Annotated in this window: 20 protein-coding genes and 1 pseudogene; 15 read left to right on the top strand and 6 right to left on the bottom strand. The window is 64.5% G+C overall.

The genetic code is table 11. The features are described from left to right. Window positions 1-13: 13 nt before the first annotated feature. A complete protein-coding gene (locus RPS27_RS38230; protein WP_018323238.1) occupies window positions 14-478 on the top strand; it encodes an FKBP-type peptidyl-prolyl cis-trans isomerase in 465 nt (154 codons plus the stop codon). 108 nt (window positions 479-586) lie between these two features. Here RPS27_RS38230 and RPS27_RS38225 read toward each other — a convergent pair whose 3' ends face one another. Then, window positions 587-805 (bottom strand): CsbD family protein, encoded by a 219-nt coding sequence (locus RPS27_RS38225; RefSeq protein WP_194406528.1) that lies wholly within the window; start codon window positions 803-805, stop codon window positions 587-589. A gap of 128 nt (window positions 806-933) precedes the next feature. Here RPS27_RS38225 and RPS27_RS38220 point away from each other — a divergent pair, with 128 nt between their 5' ends. The 3 genes from RPS27_RS38220 (at window position 934) to RPS27_RS38210 (ending at window position 2525) form a co-directional block, all read left to right on the top strand. Then, window positions 934-1446: a cupin domain-containing protein gene (locus RPS27_RS38220; protein WP_194406529.1), complete on the top strand. Its 513-nt coding sequence runs from the start codon at window positions 934-936 to the stop codon at window positions 1444-1446. A 118-nt stretch (window positions 1447-1564) separates the two neighbouring features. Beyond that, window positions 1565-1993 carry a VOC family protein gene (locus RPS27_RS38215; RefSeq protein WP_212065644.1) on the top strand — a complete coding sequence of 143 codons (429 nt, stop codon included), beginning with the start codon at window positions 1565-1567 and terminating at the stop codon, window positions 1991-1993. Window positions 1994-2036: 43 nt separating this feature from the next. After that, a complete protein-coding gene (locus tag RPS27_RS38210; RefSeq protein WP_212065643.1) occupies window positions 2037-2525 on the top strand; it encodes a VOC family protein in 489 nt (162 codons plus the stop codon). Between the two features lie 100 nt (window positions 2526-2625). Here RPS27_RS38210 and RPS27_RS38205 read toward each other — a convergent pair whose 3' ends face one another. Next, window positions 2626-3786, bottom strand: a complete 1161-nt coding sequence (locus tag RPS27_RS38205; protein ID WP_285811335.1) for a hypothetical protein — start codon at window positions 3784-3786, stop codon at window positions 2626-2628. Between the two features lie 2 nt (window positions 3787-3788). Continuing rightward, window positions 3789-4490, bottom strand: a complete 702-nt coding sequence (locus tag RPS27_RS38200) for a FecR domain-containing protein (protein WP_211419516.1) — start codon at window positions 4488-4490, stop codon at window positions 3789-3791. Between the two features lie 52 nt (window positions 4491-4542). On the opposite strand from RPS27_RS38200, the gene RPS27_RS38195 reads away from it, so the two are divergent. Together RPS27_RS38195 and RPS27_RS38190 are read left to right on the top strand one after the other, a co-directional pair. Beyond that, window positions 4543-5973 (top strand): phospholipid carrier-dependent glycosyltransferase, encoded by a 1431-nt coding sequence (locus tag RPS27_RS38195; RefSeq protein WP_212065641.1) that lies wholly within the window; start codon window positions 4543-4545, stop codon window positions 5971-5973. 102 nt (window positions 5974-6075) lie between these two features. Continuing rightward, window positions 6076-8019: a PAS domain-containing sensor histidine kinase gene (locus RPS27_RS38190; RefSeq protein WP_249131549.1), complete on the top strand. Its 1944-nt coding sequence runs from the start codon at window positions 6076-6078 to the stop codon at window positions 8017-8019. Window positions 8020-8067: 48 nt separating this feature from the next. On the opposite strand, the gene RPS27_RS38185 is transcribed toward RPS27_RS38190, so the two are convergent. Then, window positions 8068-8709 carry an OmpA family protein gene (locus RPS27_RS38185; protein WP_211419513.1) on the bottom strand — a complete coding sequence of 214 codons (642 nt, stop codon included), beginning with the start codon at window positions 8707-8709 and terminating at the stop codon, window positions 8068-8070. Window positions 8710-8930: 221 nt separating this feature from the next. Beyond that, window positions 8931-9131 (bottom strand): hypothetical protein, encoded by a 201-nt coding sequence (locus RPS27_RS38180; RefSeq protein ID WP_212065639.1) that lies wholly within the window; start codon window positions 9129-9131, stop codon window positions 8931-8933. Window positions 9132-9165: 34 nt separating this feature from the next. Between RPS27_RS38180 and RPS27_RS38175 the strand changes: the two genes are divergently transcribed. Together RPS27_RS38175 and RPS27_RS38170 are read left to right on the top strand one after the other, a co-directional pair. Beyond that, entirely contained in the window at window positions 9166-9420 is a 255-nt protein-coding gene (locus RPS27_RS38175) for a hypothetical protein (RefSeq protein WP_063196637.1), read from the top strand. 114 nt (window positions 9421-9534) lie between these two features. Then, complete coding sequence (locus tag RPS27_RS38170; RefSeq protein WP_212065638.1) at window positions 9535-10701, top strand: winged helix-turn-helix domain-containing protein; 1167 nt, start codon at window positions 9535-9537, stop codon at window positions 10699-10701. 84 nt (window positions 10702-10785) lie between these two features. Here RPS27_RS38170 and RPS27_RS38165 read toward each other — a convergent pair whose 3' ends face one another. After that, on the bottom strand, window positions 10786-11214 hold the full coding sequence (locus tag RPS27_RS38165) for a DUF2809 domain-containing protein (protein ID WP_212065637.1): 429 nt from the start codon (window positions 11212-11214) through the stop codon (window positions 10786-10788). Between the two features lie 78 nt (window positions 11215-11292). Here RPS27_RS38165 and RPS27_RS38160 point away from each other — a divergent pair, with 78 nt between their 5' ends. The 7 genes and pseudogenes from RPS27_RS38160 (at window position 11293) to RPS27_RS38130 (ending at window position 22575) form a co-directional block, all read left to right on the top strand. Next, window positions 11293-12633: an MFS transporter gene (locus RPS27_RS38160; protein ID WP_211419510.1), complete on the top strand. Its 1341-nt coding sequence runs from the start codon at window positions 11293-11295 to the stop codon at window positions 12631-12633. Between the two features lie 212 nt (window positions 12634-12845). Then, window positions 12846-13952, top strand: a complete 1107-nt coding sequence (locus tag RPS27_RS38155; RefSeq protein ID WP_194406539.1) for an efflux RND transporter periplasmic adaptor subunit — start codon at window positions 12846-12848, stop codon at window positions 13950-13952. Window positions 13953-14167: 215 nt separating this feature from the next. Further along, a complete protein-coding gene (locus RPS27_RS38150) occupies window positions 14168-17305 on the top strand; it encodes an efflux RND transporter permease subunit (protein WP_212065635.1) in 3138 nt (1045 codons plus the stop codon). Window positions 17306-17338: 33 nt separating this feature from the next. After that, window positions 17339-17938: a TetR/AcrR family transcriptional regulator gene (locus tag RPS27_RS38145; protein ID WP_194406541.1), complete on the top strand. Its 600-nt coding sequence runs from the start codon at window positions 17339-17341 to the stop codon at window positions 17936-17938. A 143-nt stretch (window positions 17939-18081) separates the two neighbouring features. Next, window positions 18082-18705 (top strand): flavin reductase family protein, encoded by a 624-nt coding sequence (locus RPS27_RS38140; protein WP_194406542.1) that lies wholly within the window; start codon window positions 18082-18084, stop codon window positions 18703-18705. 321 nt (window positions 18706-19026) lie between these two features. Then, entirely contained in the window at window positions 19027-21294 is a 2268-nt protein-coding gene (locus tag RPS27_RS38135) for an acyl-CoA dehydrogenase (RefSeq protein WP_212065634.1), read from the top strand. After that, window positions 21294-22575, top strand: a pseudogene (locus RPS27_RS38130) (acetyl-CoA C-acetyltransferase). Before RPS27_RS38135 ends, RPS27_RS38130 begins: the two are co-directional and overlap by 1 nt. The last annotated feature ends 1 nt before the right edge of the window (window position 22576 follow it).

Raw genomic sequence — 22576 nt, 5'->3', positions numbered from 1 at the left:
GGAAGGTGTCTTTATGCAGCGTTTCCAGCGCGCGCTCCTCACCCTGATGTCGGCGCTCGCGATCACCGTGATCGCAGGCGTGTCGCATTTCGTTTCCACCACGGCCTCGGCCCAGACCGCAGGAAAGACCATGACCACAGCTTCAGGCTTGCAGATCATCGACTCCACCGTCGGCACCGGTGCCTCGCCGCAGCCCGGCCAGATCTGCGTGATGCACTACACCGGCTGGCTCTATGAGAACGGCCAGAAGGGCAAGAAATTCGACAGCTCCGTCGATCGCAAGGAGCCGTTCGAATTCCCGATCGGCAAGGGCCGCGTCATCGCCGGATGGGACGAGGGCGTCGCCTCCATGAAGGTCGGCGGCAAGCGCACGCTGATCATTCCGCCGCAGCTCGGCTACGGCGCGCGCGGCGCCGGCGGCGTTATTCCGCCGAACGCGACGCTGATGTTCGACGTGGAATTGCTCGCGGTGAAGTGACGGCGCAGCTGTCGTTCGGGATTCGGCTCTTCGAGCCGCCCTGGAATGACTGCACAAACAAAAAGACCGGCCTTTCGGCCGGTCTTTTCGCATTCAACTCCTTGCGCGTCATTCCGTCGCGCGCTTTGCGGAGGCCGCGGCGCGATCGATCGCATCCTTTGCGGCGTCCTTGGCATCGCCCATGGCCTGCTGGCCCTTGCCCTTCACTTCCTGGACGACGCCTTCGCCCTTCAAGCGCTCGGAACCGGTGGCTTCACCGATGCCCTGCTTGGCCTTGCCGATTGCTTCGTTTGCGTTGCCCTTGATCTTGTCGCTGGTGCTGCCCATGAAACTCTCCTTTTCATCTGGTCGTGTAGTCAACGTCCCGGGGCTATGAGGGTTCCAATTTTGGTATGGCTCGCGGGCGCGGCTTCGGGTTAGTTTGCCGCGCACGGAACCAACAGAAAGCAAGTCCCATGACCGGCCATGACCATTCGCATTCTCACCATGACCACGGTCATGACGATCGCTGGAAACATGACGGCGTGCGCGTCATTCCCGGCAACCAGCTCGATACCAACGTGCCGTCCACGGCCGGCATGGATCGTGCGGCCGCGATCAATTTCGCGCGCGTCGGTGCGCAGAAATTGTGGGCCGGCACGGTCAGCATCAAGCCCGATGCCAAGACCGGCGCGCATCACCACGGCCATCTCGAAAGCGTCATCTACGTCGTGAAGGGCAAGGCCCGGATGCGCTGGGGCGAGAAGCTGCAATTCACGGCAGAGGCTGGCCCCGGCGATTTCATCTTCGTCCCGCCCTACGTGCCGCACCAGGAGATCAACGCCAGCCCGGACGAGGTGCTGGAATGCGTGCTGGTGCGCAGCGACGGCGAAGCCGTGGCGATCAACCTCGACATCGAGCCAATCGAGAAGCCCGAGACCGTGCTGTGGATCGATCCGGTACACCGGGACCCGAACGAGAAGAAGTAGGACTGGCCCGGGGGGCGGCGCGATCGTCCCCCGGGACTCGAAAAAAATATTCGGAGGCCGTGTCGGATGGCCTGTGGGCCATCCGTCCTTGGGCAGAACCCGCCCCAAGGAGCCTCCGATGCCCAAGATGATCTTCGTCAGCCTGCCGGTGACCGACCTCGCGCGCGCCACCGCGTTCTACGAGGCGGTCGGCGCGGTCAAGAACCCGCAATTCTGCGACGATACGGCGAGTTGCATGGCCTTTTCCGAGACCATCTTCGTCATGCTGACGACGCACGACAAATTCCGTCAATTCACGCCGAAGCCGATCGCGGATGCCAGAACCTCGAACCAGGTGCTGCTCTGCCTGTCGGCGGACAGCCGCAGCGACGTCGACGAGATCGTCGGCAGGGCCGAGGCCGCGGGCGGGGTGGCCGATCCCAGCCCGAAGGACGAATACAGCTTCATGTACGGCCGCAGCTTCGAGGATCCGGATGGCCACATGTGGGGCGTGAACTGGATGGATCTGGCGGCCGCGCCCGCGCAGCCGGCCATGGCCGACGCCTGATCGAAGTCCGCAAATATCCAACATTCGAAGAGGAGCACTCGAGATGTCAAAGCTCGTGCCTTGCATGTGGTTCAACGGCGATGCCGAAGAGGCCGCGAAGCTCTATACCTCGCTCGTGCCGAACTCCGAGATCACCCATGTTCAGCGCAACGTTTCGGACGGCCCCTCCGGCAAGACGGGCTCGGTGCTGGTGGTCGAGTTCACGGTGGCCGGCCAGCCCCTAGTCGCGCTCAACGGCGGCATGAAGATGGAGTATACCCACGCCATCTCGCTGATGATCCATTGCGACGACCAGGCCCAGGTCGATAGCGTCTGGAATGCCTTTCTCGCTCATGGCGGCAAGGCAGAGCAGTGCGGCTGGCTCAGGGATCGCTGGGGCGTGGCCTGGCAGGTGGTGCCGAAGGTGATGTTCGAATTCCTGTCGAGCCCCGACAAGGCGGCCGCCGCGCGCGCGATGCAGGCGATGATGAAGATGGTGAAGCTGGATGTCGACGCGTTGCGCCGCGCGTTCGAGGGCAAGTCGGCGGCGTGATGGCAAAGGCGCGTTTGCGCCGTGCCCACCCTTTGCCTCCAATATCGAGAGGTGGTGGGCACGCTTTCGCTATGCGCACCCTACGAAATTACGCCCGCAGCTAATAATTTATCCTTAGCCCGACGCCGCCGTGGATGGTGTTGCCCACCGGCTGCGGGCCCAGTGTGCCGTTGGCGAAGAGATCCACGATCCAGCCCTTCTGCACGCGGAAGCCGAGGCGGCCGCCATATTCGAACCAGCCCTGGTTGCCCATGGTCGGCACCACCACGCCCTGGCCGGTCACGGTCGCCACGATGCCGCTGCGGCTGGCAAACGACTGCACCCAGCCGCCATTGATGTTCGTCTCGAAATTGCTGCCGAACAGATGCGTCCACTGGCCGCCGATCTTGACCAGGCTGGTGCGGTCGGTGCCATCAGCGATGGTGGCGTCGAACGGATTGAATGCCACCGCATTGTCGCTGTAGCCGGACACGCGCTGCCAGAGCTGCCAGACCTCGATCGAGGCTGCGACTTCGTCGCGCGGCGACAGGCGGCTCATCCAGCCGGCGCGGCCGTAGACCGCGTAGTTCGAGGCGTTGGTCGAGCTCGTCACGCTCACCGGCCCGAGGCTGGTGTTGTAGCTGCGGGTGTAGCGCGCCTTCTCCCACGGCGTCAGGATCGTGCCGACGTCGAAGAACGGACGCGACGAGCCCCAGTCGGTGAAGTCGTAACGCAGCGCGAAGGCGCCGATCGGTGCGCTCGTGATCTTGTAGCCGCCTTCGTTGTATTGCGTGTAGGCGATGCCGGCGAGCAGCGACAAATTGTTGGTCAATTCCTTGCGGCCGTGGATGCCGGCCGAGAACGAGCCGGCCGAGCCGAATGCGCTGATGCAATCGCTGCAATTGACTTGCTCGTTGACGCCCAGCAACACCGTTCCGAGCACCCGGTTGGTGATCATCTGGTTGAAGCGCTGGCCCGCGAGGCCGCCGATCGAATTGCCGCTGGAATCCGCGCCGGTCGGCGTCGGCGCCGAGGTCGGTGATGGAGACGGACTCGGCGACGGCGAGGGATAGGGGCTGGGCGAAGGAGAGGGGGAAGGCGACGGCGAAGATGTCGGTGATGGGGACGGAGAATAGGTCGGGTAAGGCGTCGGCTCACCACATTCGATCTCGCAAGAAGCCTGAGCTGTAGCCGGGCGAACATCGAGCGCGACGAACGCAAGCGCGGCGGCCACGGTCAGCAGGCCGGCGAGGATCACGCGCTTCAAGCGGAGTTTCGCCATCGTCAGCGCCCGCACAGCATGCCGTCGTCATGGACCGCGGGCGTGATGGTCGGCGAGGCGTCGGCATATTGGTTCACCGCGCACAGCCCGGCGCTCGCGGCGCAGTTGGCGGCGAAGGTCCAGGGCGGCGAGTTGGATTTGGTGATGCCGACCTTGCCGCCGCTCGAGGTGATGATTGCGGTGTCGCCCGGCTGGGTGAGCTGCACGCACTGGAAGCTCGTCGTGCAGACACTGGCTGCGCCGTCCTGAAGCACGACGACGGAGCGTCCGCGCTGGGAAAGGATGTCGAGCGTGGTGCCGCGCACGCCGATGGTGGCAAGCGGCGTCGTGATCTTGTAGGCGGTCTTCTCGGAATGTCCGGTGACGAAACGGAACGCACCGGTGGTCATGCGGATCGCGACATCGCGGTAGCTGTGTTCGTCGTTGAAGACGGTGCGGTCGAGCTTCAGCGTGGCGCTGGGACCGAGCGACAGATTGGTGCTGTCGGCCATCACGAAGCGCGCCGCGCTGTCGGCGCCGGTGCGCACGGTCTCGTCGCGCAGCATGCTGTCGCCGACATTGATCGGCGTGGTGGACGCAGCGACGCGCACCACCTCGTTCTGGATCACGACGGCTTCGCCGACGCGCGTCTGCGCCATTGCGCAGGGCGCGGCGCCAAGCGCCGCCGACAACAGGGTGGGGAAAAGCCAGAAACGCAAATTCATTTTCGCAACCGATCGATATGTCCCTGATCGTACCGGATCGCGCAAGCTTGCGATGTGGCGGAATTATCACAAGCCGCGCGGGACGTGCGTCATGCTTAGTGACAGTTGCGGCAGAATGCGTTCAATGAAAAACGAGACTTCTATTTTTGTCCGCGGTGACGCAAATTTGCCACGCAAAACAGCCTCCCAGCAGCCGCTCGAATTGCCCGCGGTTCCGATGATGTCGCGAAGCGCAGTGATTGCTGTCGCAATCTTCCTGGTTGCGCATCTCGCGCTGTTGATCGGACTGACGACGCCGGAGAAGTTCGTCTTCGACGAGGTGCACTACGTGCCGGCGGCGCGGCAGATGCTGGCACCGGCGATCTCGCAGCCGATGCTCAATCCGATGCATCCGCCGCTGGCCAAGGAGCTGATCGCGACCTCGATCGCGGCCTTCGGCGACAACGCGCTCGGCTGGCGCTACCCCGCGACGTTGTTCGGCGCGCTCGCCGTCGTCGCGATCTATTTGTGCGGCCTCGCGCTGTTCTCCGCGCAAGGCCCCGCGGTCGCCGCGGCGCTGATCGCGGCCTTCAACCAGATGCTCTACGTGCAGGCACGCATCGCCATGCTCGATATCTTTGCGCTCTCCTTCGGTCTGCTTGCCACCGCCGCCTTCATGCATGGGTTTCGACGACAGCGGCCGCAGGCGCTGTTCGCGCTCGCCGGCAGCCTGTTCGGCTGCGCTGCGGCCTGCAAATGGAGCGGCCTGTTTCCGCTCGGCGTCTGCATCGTCATCGTCGCGGTGATCCGCCTGATGCAGGGCTGGCGCACGCTGTTCGCCGACGCGAAGCCGGACGACTGGTATCGGCCGGACCTCTGGCCCGGCCTCCGGCTGCATCATGTCGTGCTCAGCTTCGCGATTCTGCCGGGCGTGGTCTATCTTGCCGCTTTCGTTCCGCTTTACGGGGTGTCGCTGCCGGAGCTGATCGAGGCACAGCGCCGGATCTTTGCCGACAACACCACGACCGCGATTGCCGGCCACACCTATATGAGTTCATGGCCGTCCTGGCCGCTACTCGCGCGCCCGGTCTGGTTCCTGTTCGACAAGGTCGCGGAAGACAACGTCTCCGCGGTCGTCTTCCTCGGCAATCCACTGGTCTTGTGGCCGGCGCTGCTCGCGCTCGCGCTCGTGCTGCGCGATTTCGTCGTCGAGCGCCGCTGGGATGCGTTCCTGATCGCGGCGTTCTATTTCGGTCCCTGGCTCGCCTGGGCCCTGCTGCCGCGCACGCTGGGTTTCATCTACTATTATCTGCCCGCCGCCACCGCGGCGTCGCTCGCCCTGGTCTATGTGCTGCGCCGGGACGGTCTGCCGCGCTGGCTGCTGTGGGCCTATGTCGGCGTTGCCGGGATCGGCTTTGCGGTCATGCTTCCGGTCTCGGCAGCCTTCATCGGGACCTCGATGCGAAGCTTCGGCCGGCTGATGCTGTTCCAAAGCTGGATCTAGTGCCCGCTTGCGTGCATATGCCTGGTAGAATTATCTTGCCTGAATCAATCTGTGCGTGTGGACTGGCCGCCATCCTCGGGCCTGAGGAGCCTTCGGGTGAGCATGGAGGATCGCATCGCCAGTCCGGACCAGTCCAACGCTGATTGGCTACGGGCCGTCGTCGACACCGCAGTGGACGGCGTGATCCTGATCGATGCGCGCGGCGGCGTGCTGATGTTCAATCCGGCCTGCGAGAAGCTGTTCGGCTATGTCGCCGAGGAAGTCATCGGGCGGAACGTCAAGGTTCTGATGCCGTCGTCCTACCGCGACGCCCACGACGGATATCTTCACAATTATCACGTCAGCGGCGAACGCAAGATCATCGGCATCGGCCGCGAAGTGGTCGGCCAGCGCAAGGACGGCTCGACGTTCCTGATGCATCTGTCGGTCGGCGAGAGCAGGCAGGCCGCGGGCGATTCGATCTTCGTCGGCATCATTCACGATCTCACCGAGCGCGAGCGGGTCGAGCGCGAGCTGCGCGAGAGCGCTGCGCGGCTGCGCGCGGTGGTCGACACCGCCGTCGACGGCGTGATCCTGATCGATTCGGACGGCATCATCCTGAAATTCAATCCGGCCTGCGAAAGGCTGTTCAAATACGAGGCCGACGAGGTGCTCGGACACAATGTCCGGATGCTGATGCCCGAGCCCTACCGGTCCGAGCATGACGGCTACATCCGCAATTTCATCGCGACCGGCGACAAGAAGATCATCGGCATCGGCCGCGAGGTGCTGGGCCGGCGCAAGGACGGCACGACCTTCCCGATGGACCTTTCGGTCGGCGAGGCCCAGCAGGACGGCTCGTCCATCTTCGTCGGCATGATCCACGATCTCAGCGACCGCAAGCGCACCAAGGCCCAACTGATCCAGGCGCAGAAGATGGAGGCGGTCGGACAGCTGTCCGGCGGCATCGCCCACGACTTCAACAATCTCCTCACCGTGATCGTCGGCAATGCCGAATACCTCGCCGAGCAATTGGTGCCGCGCGGGGACCTGAAGCGCCTTGCCGACGACATCTGCAGCGCCGGCGAACGCGGCGCCGAGCTGACGCAACGCCTGCTCGCCTTCAGCCGCAAGCAGCTGCTGCGGCCGGTCGAGACCGAATGCAACAAGCTCGTCGAGTCCATGTACATGCTGTTGCGGCGAACGCTGCGCGAGGACATCGAGATCGCCACGCAGGCCGATCCTGCGCTCCGGCAGGCCTTTGCCGATCCGGCGCAGCTCGAGGCGGCGATCCTCAACCTCGCGCTGAACGCCCAGGATGCAATGGCGTCAGGCGGACGCCTGACCATCTCGGCGGCGAATGCTTCGCTCGATGCCGGTGATCACAATGCGCATCCCGATGTCGGGCCGGGCGAATATGTCGTGATCGCCGTGACCGACACCGGCACCGGCATGCCCAAGCGGGTGCTGGAACGCGCGTTCGAACCCTTCTTCACCACCAAGGAGGTCGGCAAAGGCAGCGGGCTCGGGCTCAGCATGGTGTATGGCTTCGTCAAGCAATCCAACGGCCATGTCACGATCTACAGCGAGCCGGGCCTGGGAACGACGGTGCGGATCTATCTTCCGGCCGTGCTGAGCAAGTCGCAGGGCGTGCCGCTGGCGGTCGAGAAGGAGGTGGCACAGAGCGGTTCGGAAATCGTGCTGGTCGTCGAGGACGATCCGTTCGTCCGCTCCTATGCGGTGATGAGCCTGGAAAGCCTGGGCTACAAGGTGATTTCCGCCGTCGACGGCAAGGGAGCCTTGCAGACGCTTGCCGTAACGCCGCATGTCGACCTGCTCTTCACCGACGTCGTCATGCCCGGGGGCGTCAACGGGTGGGAACTCGCGGGTCTCGCCCGCAAGGAGAGGCCCGAGCTGCACGTATTGCTGACCTCGGGTTATGCCCTCGAAACGCTGGCCGCGAACGGCCACGTCCGGCAGGGCGCCCTGATCCTGGAGAAGCCTTACCGCAAGGCCGAGCTCGCGCGGCTGGTTCGGGAGGCGCTCCCCGGAGCGGTGCCGGTCTGAGCGACGGTCCGCCTGCCGGAGGGCCGGCAGGCGAGGGTTGTCATCAGATCATTTCGACGCGGTCTTGGTGTCCATGTTCACGACCTGGACGCGGCGGTTGATCGGGTCGGCGCCGTTGGCGGTATCCTTCAGCTTGGTCTCGCCGTAGCCGACGGTGACGAGATCGGTGCCGTTGAGGCCGTAGTTCTGCACCAGGTACTTCTTGATGGTGTCGGCGCGCCGTTCGGACAGGCCTTGATTGTAGGCCTCGCCGCCGGTTGCGTCGGTGTGGCCGGCGACCACGAAGGTCGAGCCCTTGAGCGCCGGATCGGACAGAGCCTTGCCCAGCGCCTGCACCGAGGGCACCGACGTCTTGGCAATATCGGCCGAGTTGTAGTCGAACTGGATTTCCAGGTCGATTTTCGGCTTGGTCGCGGCGAGCTCGGCGATCTGCTCACGCTCGCCCGTCGAGAGCGAGCGGGTCGAGCGGTTGCGCACGGTATTCAGGAAGGTCGCTTCCTTGGCCTGCACGGTCGTGTCGGCCTGCGGACCGACGGACAGGCCGCGGGTTGCCGGCTTCGGCTTCAGTGCATCCAGGATCTGGCCAGTGGTGACATTGCTGTCGCCGGCCAGAGCCAGGCCCGCCGTCATCGACAGCGCGGCGGAGAGAGTTATCGCCTTCAGTCCAAAGAACTTATCAAAACGGGTCATTGTCGTATCCTCGCTGTTACGCCTGATAGCGATTTGATGCTGCGAGCATAGGTCGGGTTCAAAGGGCCCGATGTGATCTTGGTCACGGTGACGACACCGCGTCCAGGCCTGTTCTCGTGCATTTTCCGGCGTTCGGGCGGTGAACGGGCACGTTTCTGCGCCGTGTCGGGAGCGGAGTCGTTCGTCCCAATAGAAGTGGTCGCATTCTCTCCGGAATAGGTTCACGCGGCGCCGGGCCCGATGTGATTGAAATCACCTTTTGCGATGCGCAGGGTCTTGGACCGCGTCGCCGCGCGGTCCGGCCGTGAGCAGGAAATCGGCCCGGTGCGCGCCTTGACCGTCTGCTTTCGCACCGCAGCAAGAAAATTATCTTCTCCGCGAAACGTCAGCGCGCGAGAATACGTAATTGCGAAGGCCGGCATGACGCCGGTTTCGTTTTACGGAGGAGACTTTTAGATGAAGATCTTGCTCACGGCCGCCGCCTTTGTCGCGTTCACCCTTTCGCTGTCCCCCGCGTCCGCCGCGATGATGGCGTGCACCAAGGACAACATGATGAAGTCCGCCGCGATGATGGGGGGCACGCCCGACACACCGGCCAAGATGGCGTCGAACAAGGAAATGGCCATGGCCAACACCGACATGAGCAATGGCAAGATGAAGAGCGCCTGCATGCACTACATGAAGTCGCAGAAGGCCATGATGGCGAAGTAGGCCTCGGCGACATCGAACAGCCGCGCTGTCAGCAGATGGCAGCGCGGCTTTTTCTTTGTCGGTTCTGGACCACCGCTTTCTCCCGGCGCGAATCCCGCTACATTGCGTTCTGCAATGTCACGCCCGCCCAAACCCCATCCCCTCTCGACGAAACAGGCCCGGCAGATCTGGCTGCACGCCCAGCGGCTGGATGAGCGCGCCCCGTTCGGCGAGGGAGCGCAGGCCGTTGCGGACGCGGTCGCTCATCTCGGCTACGTGCAGATCGACACCATCAACGTCATCGAGCGCTGCCATCATCACATCCTGTTCAGCCGGATTCCGTCCTATCGCCGCGCCGATCTGCGTCATGCCCAGAGCGTCGACAGAAGCGTGTTCGAATATTGGACGCATGCGCTCGCTTACGTGCCGACCGGCGACTTCCGCATGTTCCTGCCGGCGATGCGCGAGCATCGGCGCGAGGGGCACAAATGGTTCGCTTCGGTGAAGCCGGCCGACACGCGCAAGGTGATGCGGCTGGTGCGAGCCGGTCCGCTGACGATCCGCGACATCGAGGATGACGTGCTCACCGAGAAGGAGCATTTGTGGCAGAGCCGCAAGCCTTCGAAGCGGGCGCTGCAGCTCGCCTTCTATACCGGCGCCGTCACCATCAGCGAGCGGCAGGGCATGCTGAAGACCTATGAGCTGATGACGCGTCATTTCGGCTGGGACAAGCTGCCGAGGCCGGCCTCGGCCAGGGAGATCACGGCCTATCTGCTCGATCGCGCATTGCGCTCGCAAGGCGTAGTCAGCCTCGATTCCATCTGCCATCTCGATGCGCCGCGCAAGAAGGCGGTGGCCGGTCTGATCGCCTCGCGCGTGCGCCGCGGCGAGCTCGTGCCTGTTGCGATCGACGGCGCCGGCAAGCAGGAACATTGGGCGGCGCCGGCCGCGCTCGAGGGGAATGGTGAGATGGTCTCGCCAGACCTCGTCCACATCCTCTCGCCGTTCGATCCCCTGATCATCCAGCGCAAGCGCACCAATCTCATCTTCGGCTACAACCATCTGTTCGAGGCCTATGTGCCGAAGGCGAAGCGCAAGCTCGGTTATTTCGCGCTGCCCGTGCTGGTCGGCGACGAGATCGTGGCCGCGCTCGATCTGAAGACCGATCGGCAGGCCAGGAAGCTCTTGATGCAGAAATGGACCTGGGTCGGGCAGGGCAAGAACACGGCGGGGCGCAAGGCGCTCAAGCAGGGCATCGAGGAGGAGCTCGATCGCTTCGAACGGTTTCAGCTGGCGGAGTAGCTGCGACTTCGTAGGACGGATTAGCCGAAGGCGTGATCCGCCACGGCCGTCGCAGCGAAGAGAGCAGAGGCGGATTACGCTCCGCTAATCCGCCCTACGCCTTTCGGCGAATCGATCGATCCACACGCCGAATGCAATCCCCATCGCATACGCCACCACATTCCACAGCGAGAAGATTCGCCCCAGGAGCAGCGCGCCGGCCGTCGTCAGTCGGAATGCGTCGAGCCATGGCGTGTGCACCAGCCGGGAGAATTCCACGACGATGGCGATGATGGCCGCGATGGCTGCAATCTGCGTCCGCGTGAGTCGCGGCAGCAAAGCTCCGGCCAGCAGAAACACCATCGTGGCCCACAAGAGCGAGCCGCCGTATTTCACGACGAACGCGGGCAGGCCGAGTGGAAAGCCGTACCAGCGCAAGGCCAGTCCGCAGGCGATGACGATCGACGCGAGAGCCGCGCGGATCAGCGATGTCCGGAGCGGCGCAATGGCTTGATCCGGCTGCGTCCCGTGCATTGCTCGCTCCATTGACTCTTCGTCTGCGATGCTGAAAACCGCACACCAGCCCACAAAAGCAACAACCAGGGGGAAGCCATGAGCCAGACCACCATCGATGCCGGTTCCGCCGGCGGCGCCAACAACGCCAAGAGCGAAATCGAAACATCGACGATCCGTGCCATCTCCTGGCGCCTGATTCCTTTCCTGGTGCTGGCCTACTTCTTCTCCTATCTCGACCGCGTCAATCTCGGCTTCGCCGCGCTGACCATGAATGCCGAGCTGAAGTTCACGCCGCTGATCTTCTCCTGGGGCGCCGGCATCTTCTTCATCGGCTATTTCATCTTCGAGGTGCCGAGCAATCTGGCGCTGGAGAAGTTCGGAGCCAGCCGCTGGATCGCCCGCATTATGGTGACCTGGGGCATCATCTCCGCCCTGATGGCGGTGGTCAGCGGCGTGACGAGCTTTTACGTCCTGCGCTTCCTGCTCGGTGTCGCCGAAGCCGGATTCTTCCCCGGCATCATCCTCTATCTCACCTATTGGTATCCGGCCGAATATCGCGCCCGCTTCCTGGCGGCCTTCGCCATCGCGGTGCCGGTCTCGACCGTGATCGGCGCGCCGATCTCCGGCCTCTTGCTCGGGCTCGACGGCATGATGGGCCTGAAGGGCTGGCAGTGGCTGTTCATCATCGAGGGTATCCCCTCCGTGCTGCTCGGCATCGTCACCTGGTTCTATCTCACCGACAAGCCGGAGAAGGCAGACTGGCTCTCGGCCGAGCAGAAGGCCTGGCTCAAGGCGAAGCTCGATTCGGAAATCGCGGCCAAGCAGGCCGTGAAGCATGTCTCGCTCGGCGAAGCGCTGTCCTCGCCGAAGGTGATCGCGCTCAGCCTGATCTATTTCGGCTTCGTCGGGGCGCTCTATGGCATGCAGTTCTGGCTGCCGCAGATCGTCAAGGCGTTCGGGCTGACCAACGCGCAGACCGGCTTCGTCACCGCGATCCCCTATCTGTTCGGCACCATCGCCATGATCCTGTGGGCGCGGCACTCCGACGCCACGCGCGAGCGGGTCATGCATGTCGGTGCGCCGTTGCTGCTCACCGCCGTCGCGCTCGCCGTCTCCAGCTACCTCACCGATCCCACCATGACGATGGTGGTGCTGACGGTGGCCGCGATCGGCGTGTTCTGCTGCTTCGGCGTGTTCTGGACCCTGCCGACCGCCTGGCTCTCCGGCACGGCCGCCGCCGGCGGCATCGCCCTGATCAACTCGATCGGCAACCTCGCCGGCTTCGGCGGGCCGTATCTGATCGGCTGGGTCAAGGAGGCGACGGGACAGACCTCGACCGGCCTCCTGGTGCTCGCCGTGCTGCCTCTTCTCGCCGGCATCCTGGTGTTCATCGGCGGCCACGAGACCAAGCACGAGTTCGCCGGGCAGGGGCGGTAGAGCGCACCGTCCAAGCTACCGGCTAATCTGCGTCGGCGCTTCTCTGTGAGCCAGCCCGAAAACACCAACATTGCGCGTTGAGGCGCAACAGGTCGTCATCATCAAGTCGTCCACCCTCTTAACGATCACGTATTCCTGATGACTGACGATTATTGACTTTTATCAGTGATTAGTCGACATTCCTCTCATTCGAGCTGCAGGAGTGTCCTTCGATGTTCGTCCGGTCGGTTTTGTCGAGCTATTCCAGGCTATTGGCAGGCGTGTCGCTGGCCCTGATGGCCGCGGCCCTGGCCGGGTGCAATGATACCGTCGCCGAGAAGGCCGAGCCGCCGCGGCCGGTTCTGGTCGCAACCGCGCATTATGATGCCGAGACCCCGGAACGCAGTTTCGTCGGCACCGTCAGGCCCCGGATCGAGAGCGATCTCGGCTTCCGCGTCGCCGGCAAGGTCGCCAAGCGCCTCGTCGAAGTCGGCCAGACCGTCGAAATCGGCCAGCCGCTCGCGACCCTCGATGAAGTCGATCTGAAGCTGCAGGCCGAGCAGGCACTGGCCGAGCAGACCGCCGCGACCGGCGTGCTGGCCCAGGCCGCCGCCGCCGAGCAGCGCGCCAAGGATTTGAAGGCCAAGGGCTGGACCACGGATGCGCAGATGGATTCGAGCCGCGCCGCTGCGGACGAAGCCCGCGCGCGCCTGAACCGCGCCGAGCGCGCGCTCGAGCTGAGCAAGAACTCCCTTTCCTACGCGACGCTTGCTGCCGACGCCCGGGGCGTCGTCACCGCAACGCTGATCGAGCCCGGCCAGGTGGTCGCCGCGGGCCAGGCTTCGATCCGTGTCGCCCGCTTTGCCGAGAAGGAAGCGGTCGTCGCGATCCCTGAGACGCTGGTTGGACGCGCCAAGTCGGGCGTCGCCAGCGTCACTCTTTGGTCCGAGCCGGACAAGAAATATGCGGCCAAGCTGCGCGAGATCGCGCCGACGGCCGATCCGGCCACGCGCACCTATCTTGCGAAATTCTCGCTGCCCGAGGCCGACGACAAGGTCGCGCTCGGCATGACCGCGACGCTGACGCTGTCGGACGCCGCGACCGAGCGCGTCGCGCGACTGCCGCTGTCGGCGCTGTTCAACGAGGGCGGCAAGCCGTCCTTCTACGTCGTCGACGACAACGGCGCGCTCACCTTGAAGCCGGTGACGGTGAAGTCCTACGAGAGCAACGACGTGCTCATCACCAGCGGCGTGGATGAGGGCGCCAAGATCGTTGCCCTCGGGGTGCAGAAGCTCGATCCGGGCCAGCGGGTGCGGGTCGTGTCGTCACTGTCGTTTTAATTTTTGTCATTCCGGGCGATGCGCGCCGGAGTGACAAGAGAATGAGTTACGTCGTGTGAGGTGAGTTTCGGCCTTTGTCCCTAAGCAAAGGCTGAAGCGGCGAAGCGATCCAGAACTTGCCCAGCCCCCTGGATTGCTTCGCTGCCTCGCGACGACGGAATGAACAGAGTGGCTGTCGTGTCTTTGGCAACTGGATCGTCTTTTCGGAGAGAGCGATGAAGCGCTTCAACCTTTCGGCCTGGGCCGTCAGCCATCCGACGCTGGTTCTCTTCCTCATGATCATTCTCGGCGTCGCCGGCTTCTTCTCCTATGAGAAGCTCGGCCGGGCTGAGGATCCGTTCTTCACGGTGAAGGTGGTCAACGTCTCCGTGATCTGGCCGGGCGCGACCGCGCAGGAGATGCAGACGCAGGTCGCCGATCCCATCGAGAAGAAGATCCAGGAGCTGCCCTATTTCGAGAAGGTGCAGACCTATTCCAAGCCCGCCTTCACCGCGCTCCAGGTGACCTTCCGCGACTCGACGCCGCCGAAGGACGTGCCTTATCTCTTCTATCTCTTGCGCAAGAAGCTGGTCGATGTGCAGGGCCAGCTGCCGTCGGGCATTCTCGGACCCGTCGTCAACGACGAGTTTTCCGACGTTGATTCCATTCTCTACATGATGACCGGCGACGGCGCCGACTACGCCCAGCTCAAGAAGGTTTCGGAAGGCTTCCGTCAGCGCCTGCTCAAGGTGCCCGGTGTGACCAAAGTCGACGTCTACGGCAACCAGGACGAGCGCATCTTCGTCGAGTTCAGCCACGCCAAGCTCGCCACCCTCGGCATCACGCCGCAGGCGCTGTTCGATTCGCTCGCCAAGCAGAACAACGTGACCCCCGCCGGCACGGTCGAGACCTCCGCGCAACGCGTGCCGCTGCGTGTCACCGGCGCGCTCGACGGTGCCAAGGCCGTCGCCGAAACGCCGGTCGAGAGCAACGGTCGCGTGTTCCGCTTAGGGGATATCGCCACCGTCACCCACGGCTATGTCGATCCGCCGAGCTTCGTCGTCCGCCAGGAAGGCAAGGCCGCGATCGGGATCGGCGTCGTCACCGCCAAGGGCGCCAACATCCTCGAGCTCGGCAAAGAGGTCGAGAAGGCGACGGCCGACTTCATGAAGGCGGTGCCGCAGGGCATCGACGTCAAGCTGATCGCCGACCAGCCCAAGGTGGTCGAGCACGCCGTCGGCGAATTCGTGCACTCCTTCATGGAAGCGCTCGTCATCGTGCTGTTCGTCTCGTTCCTGGCGCTGGGCTGGCGCACCGGCATCGTGGTCGCGCTGTCGGTGCCTTTGGTGCTCGGCATCGTCTTCGTCGTCATGAACATGATGTCGCTCGACCTGCACCGCATCACGCTCGGCGCGCTGATCATCGCGCTCGGCCTGCTCGTCGACGATGCCATCATCGCGGTCGAGATGATGGTGGTGAAGATGGAGCAGGGCTGGGACCGCATGCGTGCGGCGTCGTTTGCCTGGGAATCAACTGCGTTTCCGATGCTCACGGGAACGCTGGTCACGGCCGCTGGCTTCCTCCCCATCGGCTTTGCCAATTCCGCGGTCGGCGAATATGCCGGCAGCATCTTCTGGATCGTGGCGATCGCGCTGGTCGCCTCCTGGTTCGTGGCGGTGATCTTCACGCCCTATATCGGCGTCAAGCTGCTGCCGGAGATGAAGGCGCACCACAACCACGATCCGCACGCGGTCTACGAGACCCGCATGTATCGGGGCCTGCGCGCCATCGTGCAATGGTGCGTCAACCACCGCATCACCGTGGTGGCCGCGACCGTCGGCGTCTTCATCGCCTCGATCGTCGGGTTCGGCCATGTCCAGCAGCAATTCTTCCCGCTGTCGGAGCGGCCCGAGCTGTTCTTCCAGCTGCGCCTGCCCGAGGGCACCGCCTTCAACGTCACCGAAAAGGCGGTGAAGAAGGCCGAGACGCTGCTGAAGGATGACAAGGACATCGAGACCTATACGTCCTATGTCGGCCAGGGCTCGCCGCGCTTCTGGCTCGGCCTCAATCCGCAGCTCCCGAACGAGGCCTTTGCCGAGATCGTCATCGTGGCCAAGGGCGTCGAGGCGCGCGAGCGCATCAAGGCCAAGATCGAGAACGCGGCTGCCGAGGGCTTCCTGTCCGAGGCGCGCGTGCGCGTCGACCGCTTCAATTTCGGTCCTCCCGTCGGCTTCCCCGTCCAGTTCCGCGTGATCGGCCCCGACGCCAACACCGTGCGCGAGATCGCCTACCAGGTCCGCGACGTCATGCGGCAGAACAAGAGCGTCAAGGATGTCCAGCTCGACTGGAACGAGCAGTCGCCTTACCTCAAGCTCGTCGTCGACCAGGACCGTGCCCGCGCCATGGGCCTGACGCCTCAGGACGTCTCACAGGCGCTCGCGATGCTGATCTCGGGCTCGCAGGTCACGACCGTGCGCGACGGCATCGAGAAGGTCGGCGTGGTCGCCCGTGCGGTCTCGTCCGAGCGCCTCGACCTCGGCGGCGTCGGCGACCTCACCATCACCTCGCGCAATGGCGTTGCCGTGCCGCTGCAGCAGATCGCCAAGATCGAGTATGCGCACGAGGAGCCGATCATGTGGCGGCGCAACCGCGACATGGCGATCACCGTGCGCTCCGACGTCGTCGACGGCGTGCAGGCGCCCGACGTCACCAACCAGATCACGCCGAAGCTGAAGGCGATCAAGGATCACCTCGAGCCGGCCTACCGCATCGAGGCGGGCGGCGCGTTCGAGGAATCCGCCAAGGGCAACGCCTCGATCTTCATCCTTTTCCCGGTGATGGTCATGGTGATGCTGACGCTGCTGATGATCCAGCTGCAGAGCTTCTCGCGCCTGATCCTGGTGTTCCTGACCGCGCCGCTCGGCATCGTCGGCGCCTCGCTCGGCCTCAACGTCGCCAATGCCCCATTCGGCTTCGTGGCGCTGCTCGGCCTGATCGCGCTCGCCGGCATGATCATGCGCAACACGGTCATCCTGGTCGACCAGATCGAGACCGACGTCTCCCACGGCCTGACCCGGCGCGAGGCGATCGTGGAGGCGACCGTCCGCCGCGCCCGTCCGGTGGTGTTGACGGCGCTCGCCGCCATCCTGGCCATGATCCCGCTGTCCCGATCGGCCTTCTGGGGTCCGATGGCGATAACCATCATGGGTGGCTTGTTCGTCGCGACGTTCCTGACCCTCTTGTACCTGCCGGGCCTCTATGCGTTGTGGTTCAGGAAGAGCCTGGACGAGGCGGGCACCCCCGAGCAACCTGCCGCGCCGCAGCATGGGAGCGATGACCCCCACGCAATTCCGCTTGCTGAAGCGGCTGAATAAATGAGAAGACTGCTGACGAACGAGTCCTGATCGATGGCCCTTATTTCGGAACATATCGAAGGCGACACCCGGGATCGTATCCTCGAGGTGGCCGAACGGCTGTTCCGCCAGATCGGCTACCAGAAGACCACGGTCGGCGACATCGCCAAGGAGCTCAGGATGAGCCCCGCCAACGTGTATCGCTTCTTCGAATCGAAGAAGGCGATCCATCAGGCGGTGGCCCGCTCGCTCATGGGCGAGGTGGAGCTCGAAGCGCAGCGGATCGTGGCAAGGCCGGGGCCCGTGCTGGACCGCTTCCGCGAGCTCCTCACCACCATCCATCGCATGAACACCGAGCGCTATGTCGGCGACAACAAGCTGCATGAGATGGTCGAGATCGCGATGCAGGAGGACTGGGATGTCTGCGTCAACCACATGGAATGCGTCGCCGGAATGGTCGGCCAGATGATCGCGCAAGGCGTTGCCACCGGTGAGTTCGAGGCGCCCGATCTGCAACTGGCCGCGCTCTGCTCGTGCACCGCGATGATGCGCTTCTTCCACCCCCAGATGATCGCCCAATGCGCCACCAAGCCGGGCCCGAACATCGACCAGATGATCGATTTCGTCATCGCGGGTCTGTCGCCGCGGCACTGACAGGGCGGGCAAATCTTTCCTATAAGCAAGCTGACGTAGCCCGGATGGAGCGAAGCGCAATCCGGGATGGTTCAGCGTTGCGCTGGCGGACCCGGATTACGCTTCGCTCCATCCGGGCTACCAGGACCAGGAAAGATTCCGCGGTGACGGACAAAGACCTGTATTTCTACGAGCCCTCCAAGGGCCACGGCCTCAAGCACGATCCCTTCAACGCCATCATCGCGCCGCGGCCGATCGGCTGGATCTCCTCCCGTGACGCCAAGGGCCACGTCAACCTCGCGCCCTACAGCTTCTTCAACGCGTTCTGCTACGTGCCGCCGATCATCGGCTTCTCCTCCACCAACTGGAAGGACACGGTGGAGAACATCCAGCAGACCGGCGAATTCGTCTGGAATCTCGCCACGATGGACCTTGCCAAGCACATGAATGCGACCGCTGCGCATGTCGCGCCTGAGGTCGACGAGTTCGAGGTCGCGGGCCTCACCGCGGTGCCCGGCAAGCTCGTCAACGTGCCGCGCGTCGGCGAGAGCCCGGTCGCCTTCGAATGCAAGGTGTCCGACATCATCCGGCTCAAGGGCGCCGACGGCAAGGAGGCCGACGCCTGGCTGACGCTGGGTGAGGTCGTCGCGGTCCACATCGACAAGGCCATGATCAAGGACGGGGTCTACCAGACCGCCGCCGCCCGCCCGATCGTCCGCGCCGGTCGCCGCGGCGATTATTTCGAGATCAAGCCCGAAAACATGTTCGAGATGGTGCGGCCGGATTAAGGCCGCCGCTTCGCTCTCCTCGCCGTCATTCCGGGGCGCGCCGTCAGGCGCGAGCCCGGAATCCATTTATCGACAAACATAAACATTACGGCGCGATGGATTCTCAGGTGCGCAATTGCGCACCATAGCTCACGCCTCGCGTGCCCCGGAACGACGTGGGGAGACATCTCGCCCCATTCCCCTCCCGGAACTGCCCGCGCACCCTGGCCGTTATGGTCCGGGGCCCGCCCGGCCGCGTCAATTTTGCAGGCGAGATGTTCGCCTCCGCCAGCCAGTTTCCGCTAAAATGCCCGATAACCGCGCCGATGCACGAGGTCAGCCATGAGCTTCCGCCGCGACAACATCACGAAGCCGATCTTCTCCTGGGCGCGCGGCGTGCTGCCGGCGATGTCCGACACCGAGCGCGAGGCGCTCGAGGCTGGCGACGTCTGGTGGGACGCCGATCTCTTCACAGGCAATCCCGATTGGTCGAAGCTGCTGAAAATTGCGCCAGCCAAATTGACCGAGGAGGAGCGGGCCTTCCTCAACGGGCCCGTCGACGAGCTCTGCGCCATGCTCGACGAGTGGAAGATCTTTTGGGAATGGCGCGACCTGCCGCAGGACGTCTGGCACTTCGTCAAGCGCGAGAAATTCTTCGGCATGATCATCCCGAAGCAATTCGGCGGTCTCGGCTTCTCGCCCTATGCCCATTCGGAAGTGGTGCGCAAGATCTCGACCCGCTCGATCGCGGCCGCCGTTACCGTGATGGTGCCGAACTCGCTCGGTCCCGGCGAGCTCCTGATGCGCTTCGGCACAAGGGAGCAGCAGGAGCGTTGGCTGCCGCGCCTCGCCGACGGCCGCGACATTCCCTGCTTCGGCCTCACCAGCCCGGAAGCCGGCTCCGATGCCGCCTCGATGGTCGACAGCGGCGTCATCTGCAAGGGGGAGTTCGACGGCCGCGAGGTCATCGGGCTGAGGCTCAACTGGCACAAGCGCTACATCACGCTCGGGCCCGTCGCGACGCTGCTCGGCCTTGCCTTCAAGGCCTATGATCCCGATCATCTCGTCGGCGATCAGGAAGAGCTCGGCATCACCGTCGCGCTGATCCCGACCGATCTGCCCGGCGTCGAGATCGGCCATCGCCATCTGCCGTCGATGCAGGTGTTCCAGAACGGGCCGAACCGGGGACGTGACGTCTTTATCCCCCTGGATTACGTCATCGGCGGCAAGGAGCGGCTGGGGCAGGGCTGGAAGATGCTGATGACCGCGCTTGCCGCCGGCCGCGGCATCTCGCTGCCGTCACTCTCTGCCGCGGGGGCCGCTTACGCGGCGCGCACCACCGGCGCTTATGCCCGTATCCGCGAGCAGTTCGGCATCTCCATCTCGAAATTCGAAGGCGTGGAAGAGCCGCTCGCGCGCATCGTGGCGACCGCTTACCAGCTCGATGCGGCGCGCCGGCTGACCTGCGCGGCGCTGAATGCCGGGGTGCATCCCGCCGTCATCTCCGGCATCATGAAGCTGCACGCGACCGAGCGGATGCGCACCGCGATCGACGACGCCATGGACATCCACGGCGGCAAGGCCGTGATCGACGGTCCGCAAAACTATCTCGGCAATCTGCACCGAGCCGTGCCGGTCGGGATTACGGTCGAAGGTGCCAACATCCTGACGCGCAATCTCATCGTGTTCGGGCAGGGGGCGATCCGCGCGCATCCTTATCTGCTCGACGAGATGAACGCGCTCGCGGACACTGATCGCGAGCGTGGGCTGACTGCGTTCGACAAGGCGTTCTGGAAACATGTCGGCCATAGTTTCCAGACGCTATTCCGTGCCTTCGGCCGAAGCTGGACCTTTGGCGCCTTCGCGATGGCGCCCGATGCCGGCGACGCCACGCCGTTCTACCGCCAGCTCTCGCGCTATTCGGCGGCCTTTGCGCTCTGCGCCGACATGGCGCTTCTGACGCTCGGCGGCGCGCTCAAGCGCAAGGAGATGCTGTCGGCGCGCTTCGGTGACATCCTGTCCGAGCTGTATCTGCTCTCCGCCGCGCTGAAGCGCTGGCAGGACGAAGGTCGGCAGAAGGAGGACTTTGCCGCGCTGGAATGGTGCATGGCGAGCGGCTTCAGGACGATCGAGAACCGGCTCGCCGAAATCCTCGCCAACCTGCCGAACCGCTTCGTCGCCGGCTTCCTCAAGCTCGTCGTCCAGCCGTTCGGCGCGCGCGTGCTCGGCCCGTCCGACCGCGTCGTGCACCAATGCGCTGCCATCGTGCTGGAGTCGTCGGCGGCGCGCGAGCGCCTGACGCCGGATCTGGCCCATGTCGACGACGACGGCGGCTTTGCCCGGCTGGAGCGTGCGTTCAAGCTGGTCGTGGGCACCGATGCGATCGCCAAGCGCATGCGCGCGGCGCAGATCCGCGACTGGAAGGAGGCCGTCACCAAGGGTGTGATCACGCAGGCCGAGGGCGAGCAACTGGCCGCTGCTCATAGCGCTGTCACCGAAGTGATCGAGGTCGACGATTTTGCGCCGGAAGCCCTGTCGCCGATTTACAAGAAAACCGTCAATGTGCATCAGTTCTTCCAGGAACTCGGTGACCAGAGGGCGGCGAGCTGATGGCACGACCGGTATTCATCGTCGACGGCAGCCGGACGCCGTTTCTGAAAGCGCGTTCGGGCCCCGGCCCGTTCACACCGGTCGATCTCGCCGTGCAATGCGGCCGGCCGCTGCTGGCGCGCCAGCCGTTTTCGCCCGACAGCTTCGACCAGGTCATCCTCGGCTGCGTCAACGTGATCGCGGACGAGATGAATCCGGCCCGTGTCGCGGCGCTCCGGCTCGGCATGGGCGAGGACATGGTCGCCTTCACGGTGCAGATCAATTGCGGTTCGGGCATGCAGTCGATCGACACGGCCTACCGCTATATCCGCGAAGGCCATGCCGACATGATCCTTGCCGGCGGCACCGAGGCGCTGAGCCACGCGCCGCTGGTCTGGCCGAATTCCGGCGTGCGCTGGTTCGCCGGCCTCGCCACCGCGAAGGGCGTGGCCGCCAAGCTCGCCGCTGCTTTCAAGCTGCGCCCGCGCGATCTCAAGCCGATCATCGGCCTCGAGCGCGGGCTGACCGATCCCGTCACCGACCTCAACATGGGCCAGACTGCCGAGGTCGTCGGCCATCTCTTCGGCATCACCCGCGTACAGGCCGACGCCTATGCTGCCGAGTCATCGCCGGCTCGCGCACGCGCAAGGCGCGGGATATCTCAAGGGCGAGGTCGAAACTGCGTTCTCGCGCGACGGCAAGTTCTTCGACCGTGACGATGGCGTGCGGCCGGACTCCACGGCGGAGACGCTGGCAAAGCTGAAGCCGGTGTTCGAGCGCCCCTGGGGCCAGGTCACCGCCGGCAATTCCTCGCAGATCACCGACGGCGCCTCCTGGGTGATCCTCGCCTCCGATGCCGCAGTCGCAAAGCACAAGCTCACGCCGAAAGCCGCGATCGTCGACAGCAACTGGGCCGCGCTCGACCCTGCGATCATGGGGCTCGGTCCGGTGATGTCGGCGACACCACTGCTCCAGCGCAACGGCCTTACCATCAAGGATGTCGAGACCTGGGAGCTGAACGAGGCTTTCGCCACCCAGGTGCTGGGCTGTCTCGCGGCCTGGAACGACGACAAATTCTGCCGTGAGATACTTGGTCTCGACGGCGCGGCGGGTGAGATCGACCGTGACAAGCTCAACGTCGATGGCGGGGCGATCTCGCTGGGTCATCCCGTCGGCACATCCGGCAACCGCATCGTGCTGCATCTCGTCAACGCGATGAAGCGGCTCGGCACGCGGCGGGGCGTCGCCACCGAATGCATCGGTGGCGGGCTCGGCGGGGCCATGCTGATCGAGGCGGTGTGAC

Source organism: Bradyrhizobium sp. WYCCWR 12699 (assembly GCF_032144035.1).
Classification (GTDB): Bacteria; Pseudomonadota; Alphaproteobacteria; order Rhizobiales; family Xanthobacteraceae; genus Bradyrhizobium.
The sequence above is the reverse complement of the archived record's forward strand: the minus strand, read 5'-3'. Positions and strand labels throughout refer to the sequence as shown.

Excerpts from the sequence above, each read along its gene's own strand:
- RPS27_RS38230 (WP_018323238.1), top strand. The coding sequence starts at position 14 with ATGCAGCGTTTCCAGCGCGCGCTCCTCACCCTGATGTCGGCGCTCGCG.
- RPS27_RS38225 (WP_194406528.1), bottom strand. The coding sequence starts at position 805 with ATGGGCAGCACCAGCGACAAGATCAAGGGCAACGCAAACGAAGCAATC.
- RPS27_RS38220 (WP_194406529.1), top strand. The coding sequence starts at position 934 with ATGACCGGCCATGACCATTCGCATTCTCACCATGACCACGGTCATGAC.
- RPS27_RS38215 (WP_212065644.1), top strand. The coding sequence starts at position 1,565 with ATGCCCAAGATGATCTTCGTCAGCCTGCCGGTGACCGACCTCGCGCGC.
- RPS27_RS38210 (WP_212065643.1), top strand. The coding sequence starts at position 2,037 with ATGTCAAAGCTCGTGCCTTGCATGTGGTTCAACGGCGATGCCGAAGAG.
- RPS27_RS38205 (WP_285811335.1), bottom strand. The coding sequence starts at position 3,786 with ATGGCGAAACTCCGCTTGAAGCGCGTGATCCTCGCCGGCCTGCTGACC.
- RPS27_RS38200 (WP_211419516.1), bottom strand. The coding sequence starts at position 4,490 with ATGAATTTGCGTTTCTGGCTTTTCCCCACCCTGTTGTCGGCGGCGCTT.
- RPS27_RS38195 (WP_212065641.1), top strand. The coding sequence starts at position 4,543 with ATGTGGCGGAATTATCACAAGCCGCGCGGGACGTGCGTCATGCTTAGT.
- RPS27_RS38190 (WP_249131549.1), top strand. The coding sequence starts at position 6,076 with ATGGAGGATCGCATCGCCAGTCCGGACCAGTCCAACGCTGATTGGCTA.
- RPS27_RS38185 (WP_211419513.1), bottom strand. The coding sequence starts at position 8,709 with ATGACCCGTTTTGATAAGTTCTTTGGACTGAAGGCGATAACTCTCTCC.
- RPS27_RS38180 (WP_212065639.1), bottom strand. The coding sequence starts at position 9,131 with ATGCCGGCCTTCGCAATTACGTATTCTCGCGCGCTGACGTTTCGCGGA.
- RPS27_RS38175 (WP_063196637.1), top strand. The coding sequence starts at position 9,166 with ATGAAGATCTTGCTCACGGCCGCCGCCTTTGTCGCGTTCACCCTTTCG.
- RPS27_RS38170 (WP_212065638.1), top strand. The coding sequence starts at position 9,535 with ATGTCACGCCCGCCCAAACCCCATCCCCTCTCGACGAAACAGGCCCGG.
- RPS27_RS38165 (WP_212065637.1), bottom strand. The coding sequence starts at position 11,214 with ATGCACGGGACGCAGCCGGATCAAGCCATTGCGCCGCTCCGGACATCG.
- RPS27_RS38160 (WP_211419510.1), top strand. The coding sequence starts at position 11,293 with ATGAGCCAGACCACCATCGATGCCGGTTCCGCCGGCGGCGCCAACAAC.
- RPS27_RS38155 (WP_194406539.1), top strand. The coding sequence starts at position 12,846 with ATGTTCGTCCGGTCGGTTTTGTCGAGCTATTCCAGGCTATTGGCAGGC.
- RPS27_RS38150 (WP_212065635.1), top strand. The coding sequence starts at position 14,168 with ATGAAGCGCTTCAACCTTTCGGCCTGGGCCGTCAGCCATCCGACGCTG.
- RPS27_RS38145 (WP_194406541.1), top strand. The coding sequence starts at position 17,339 with ATGGCCCTTATTTCGGAACATATCGAAGGCGACACCCGGGATCGTATC.
- RPS27_RS38135 (WP_212065634.1), top strand. The coding sequence starts at position 19,027 with ATGAGCTTCCGCCGCGACAACATCACGAAGCCGATCTTCTCCTGGGCG.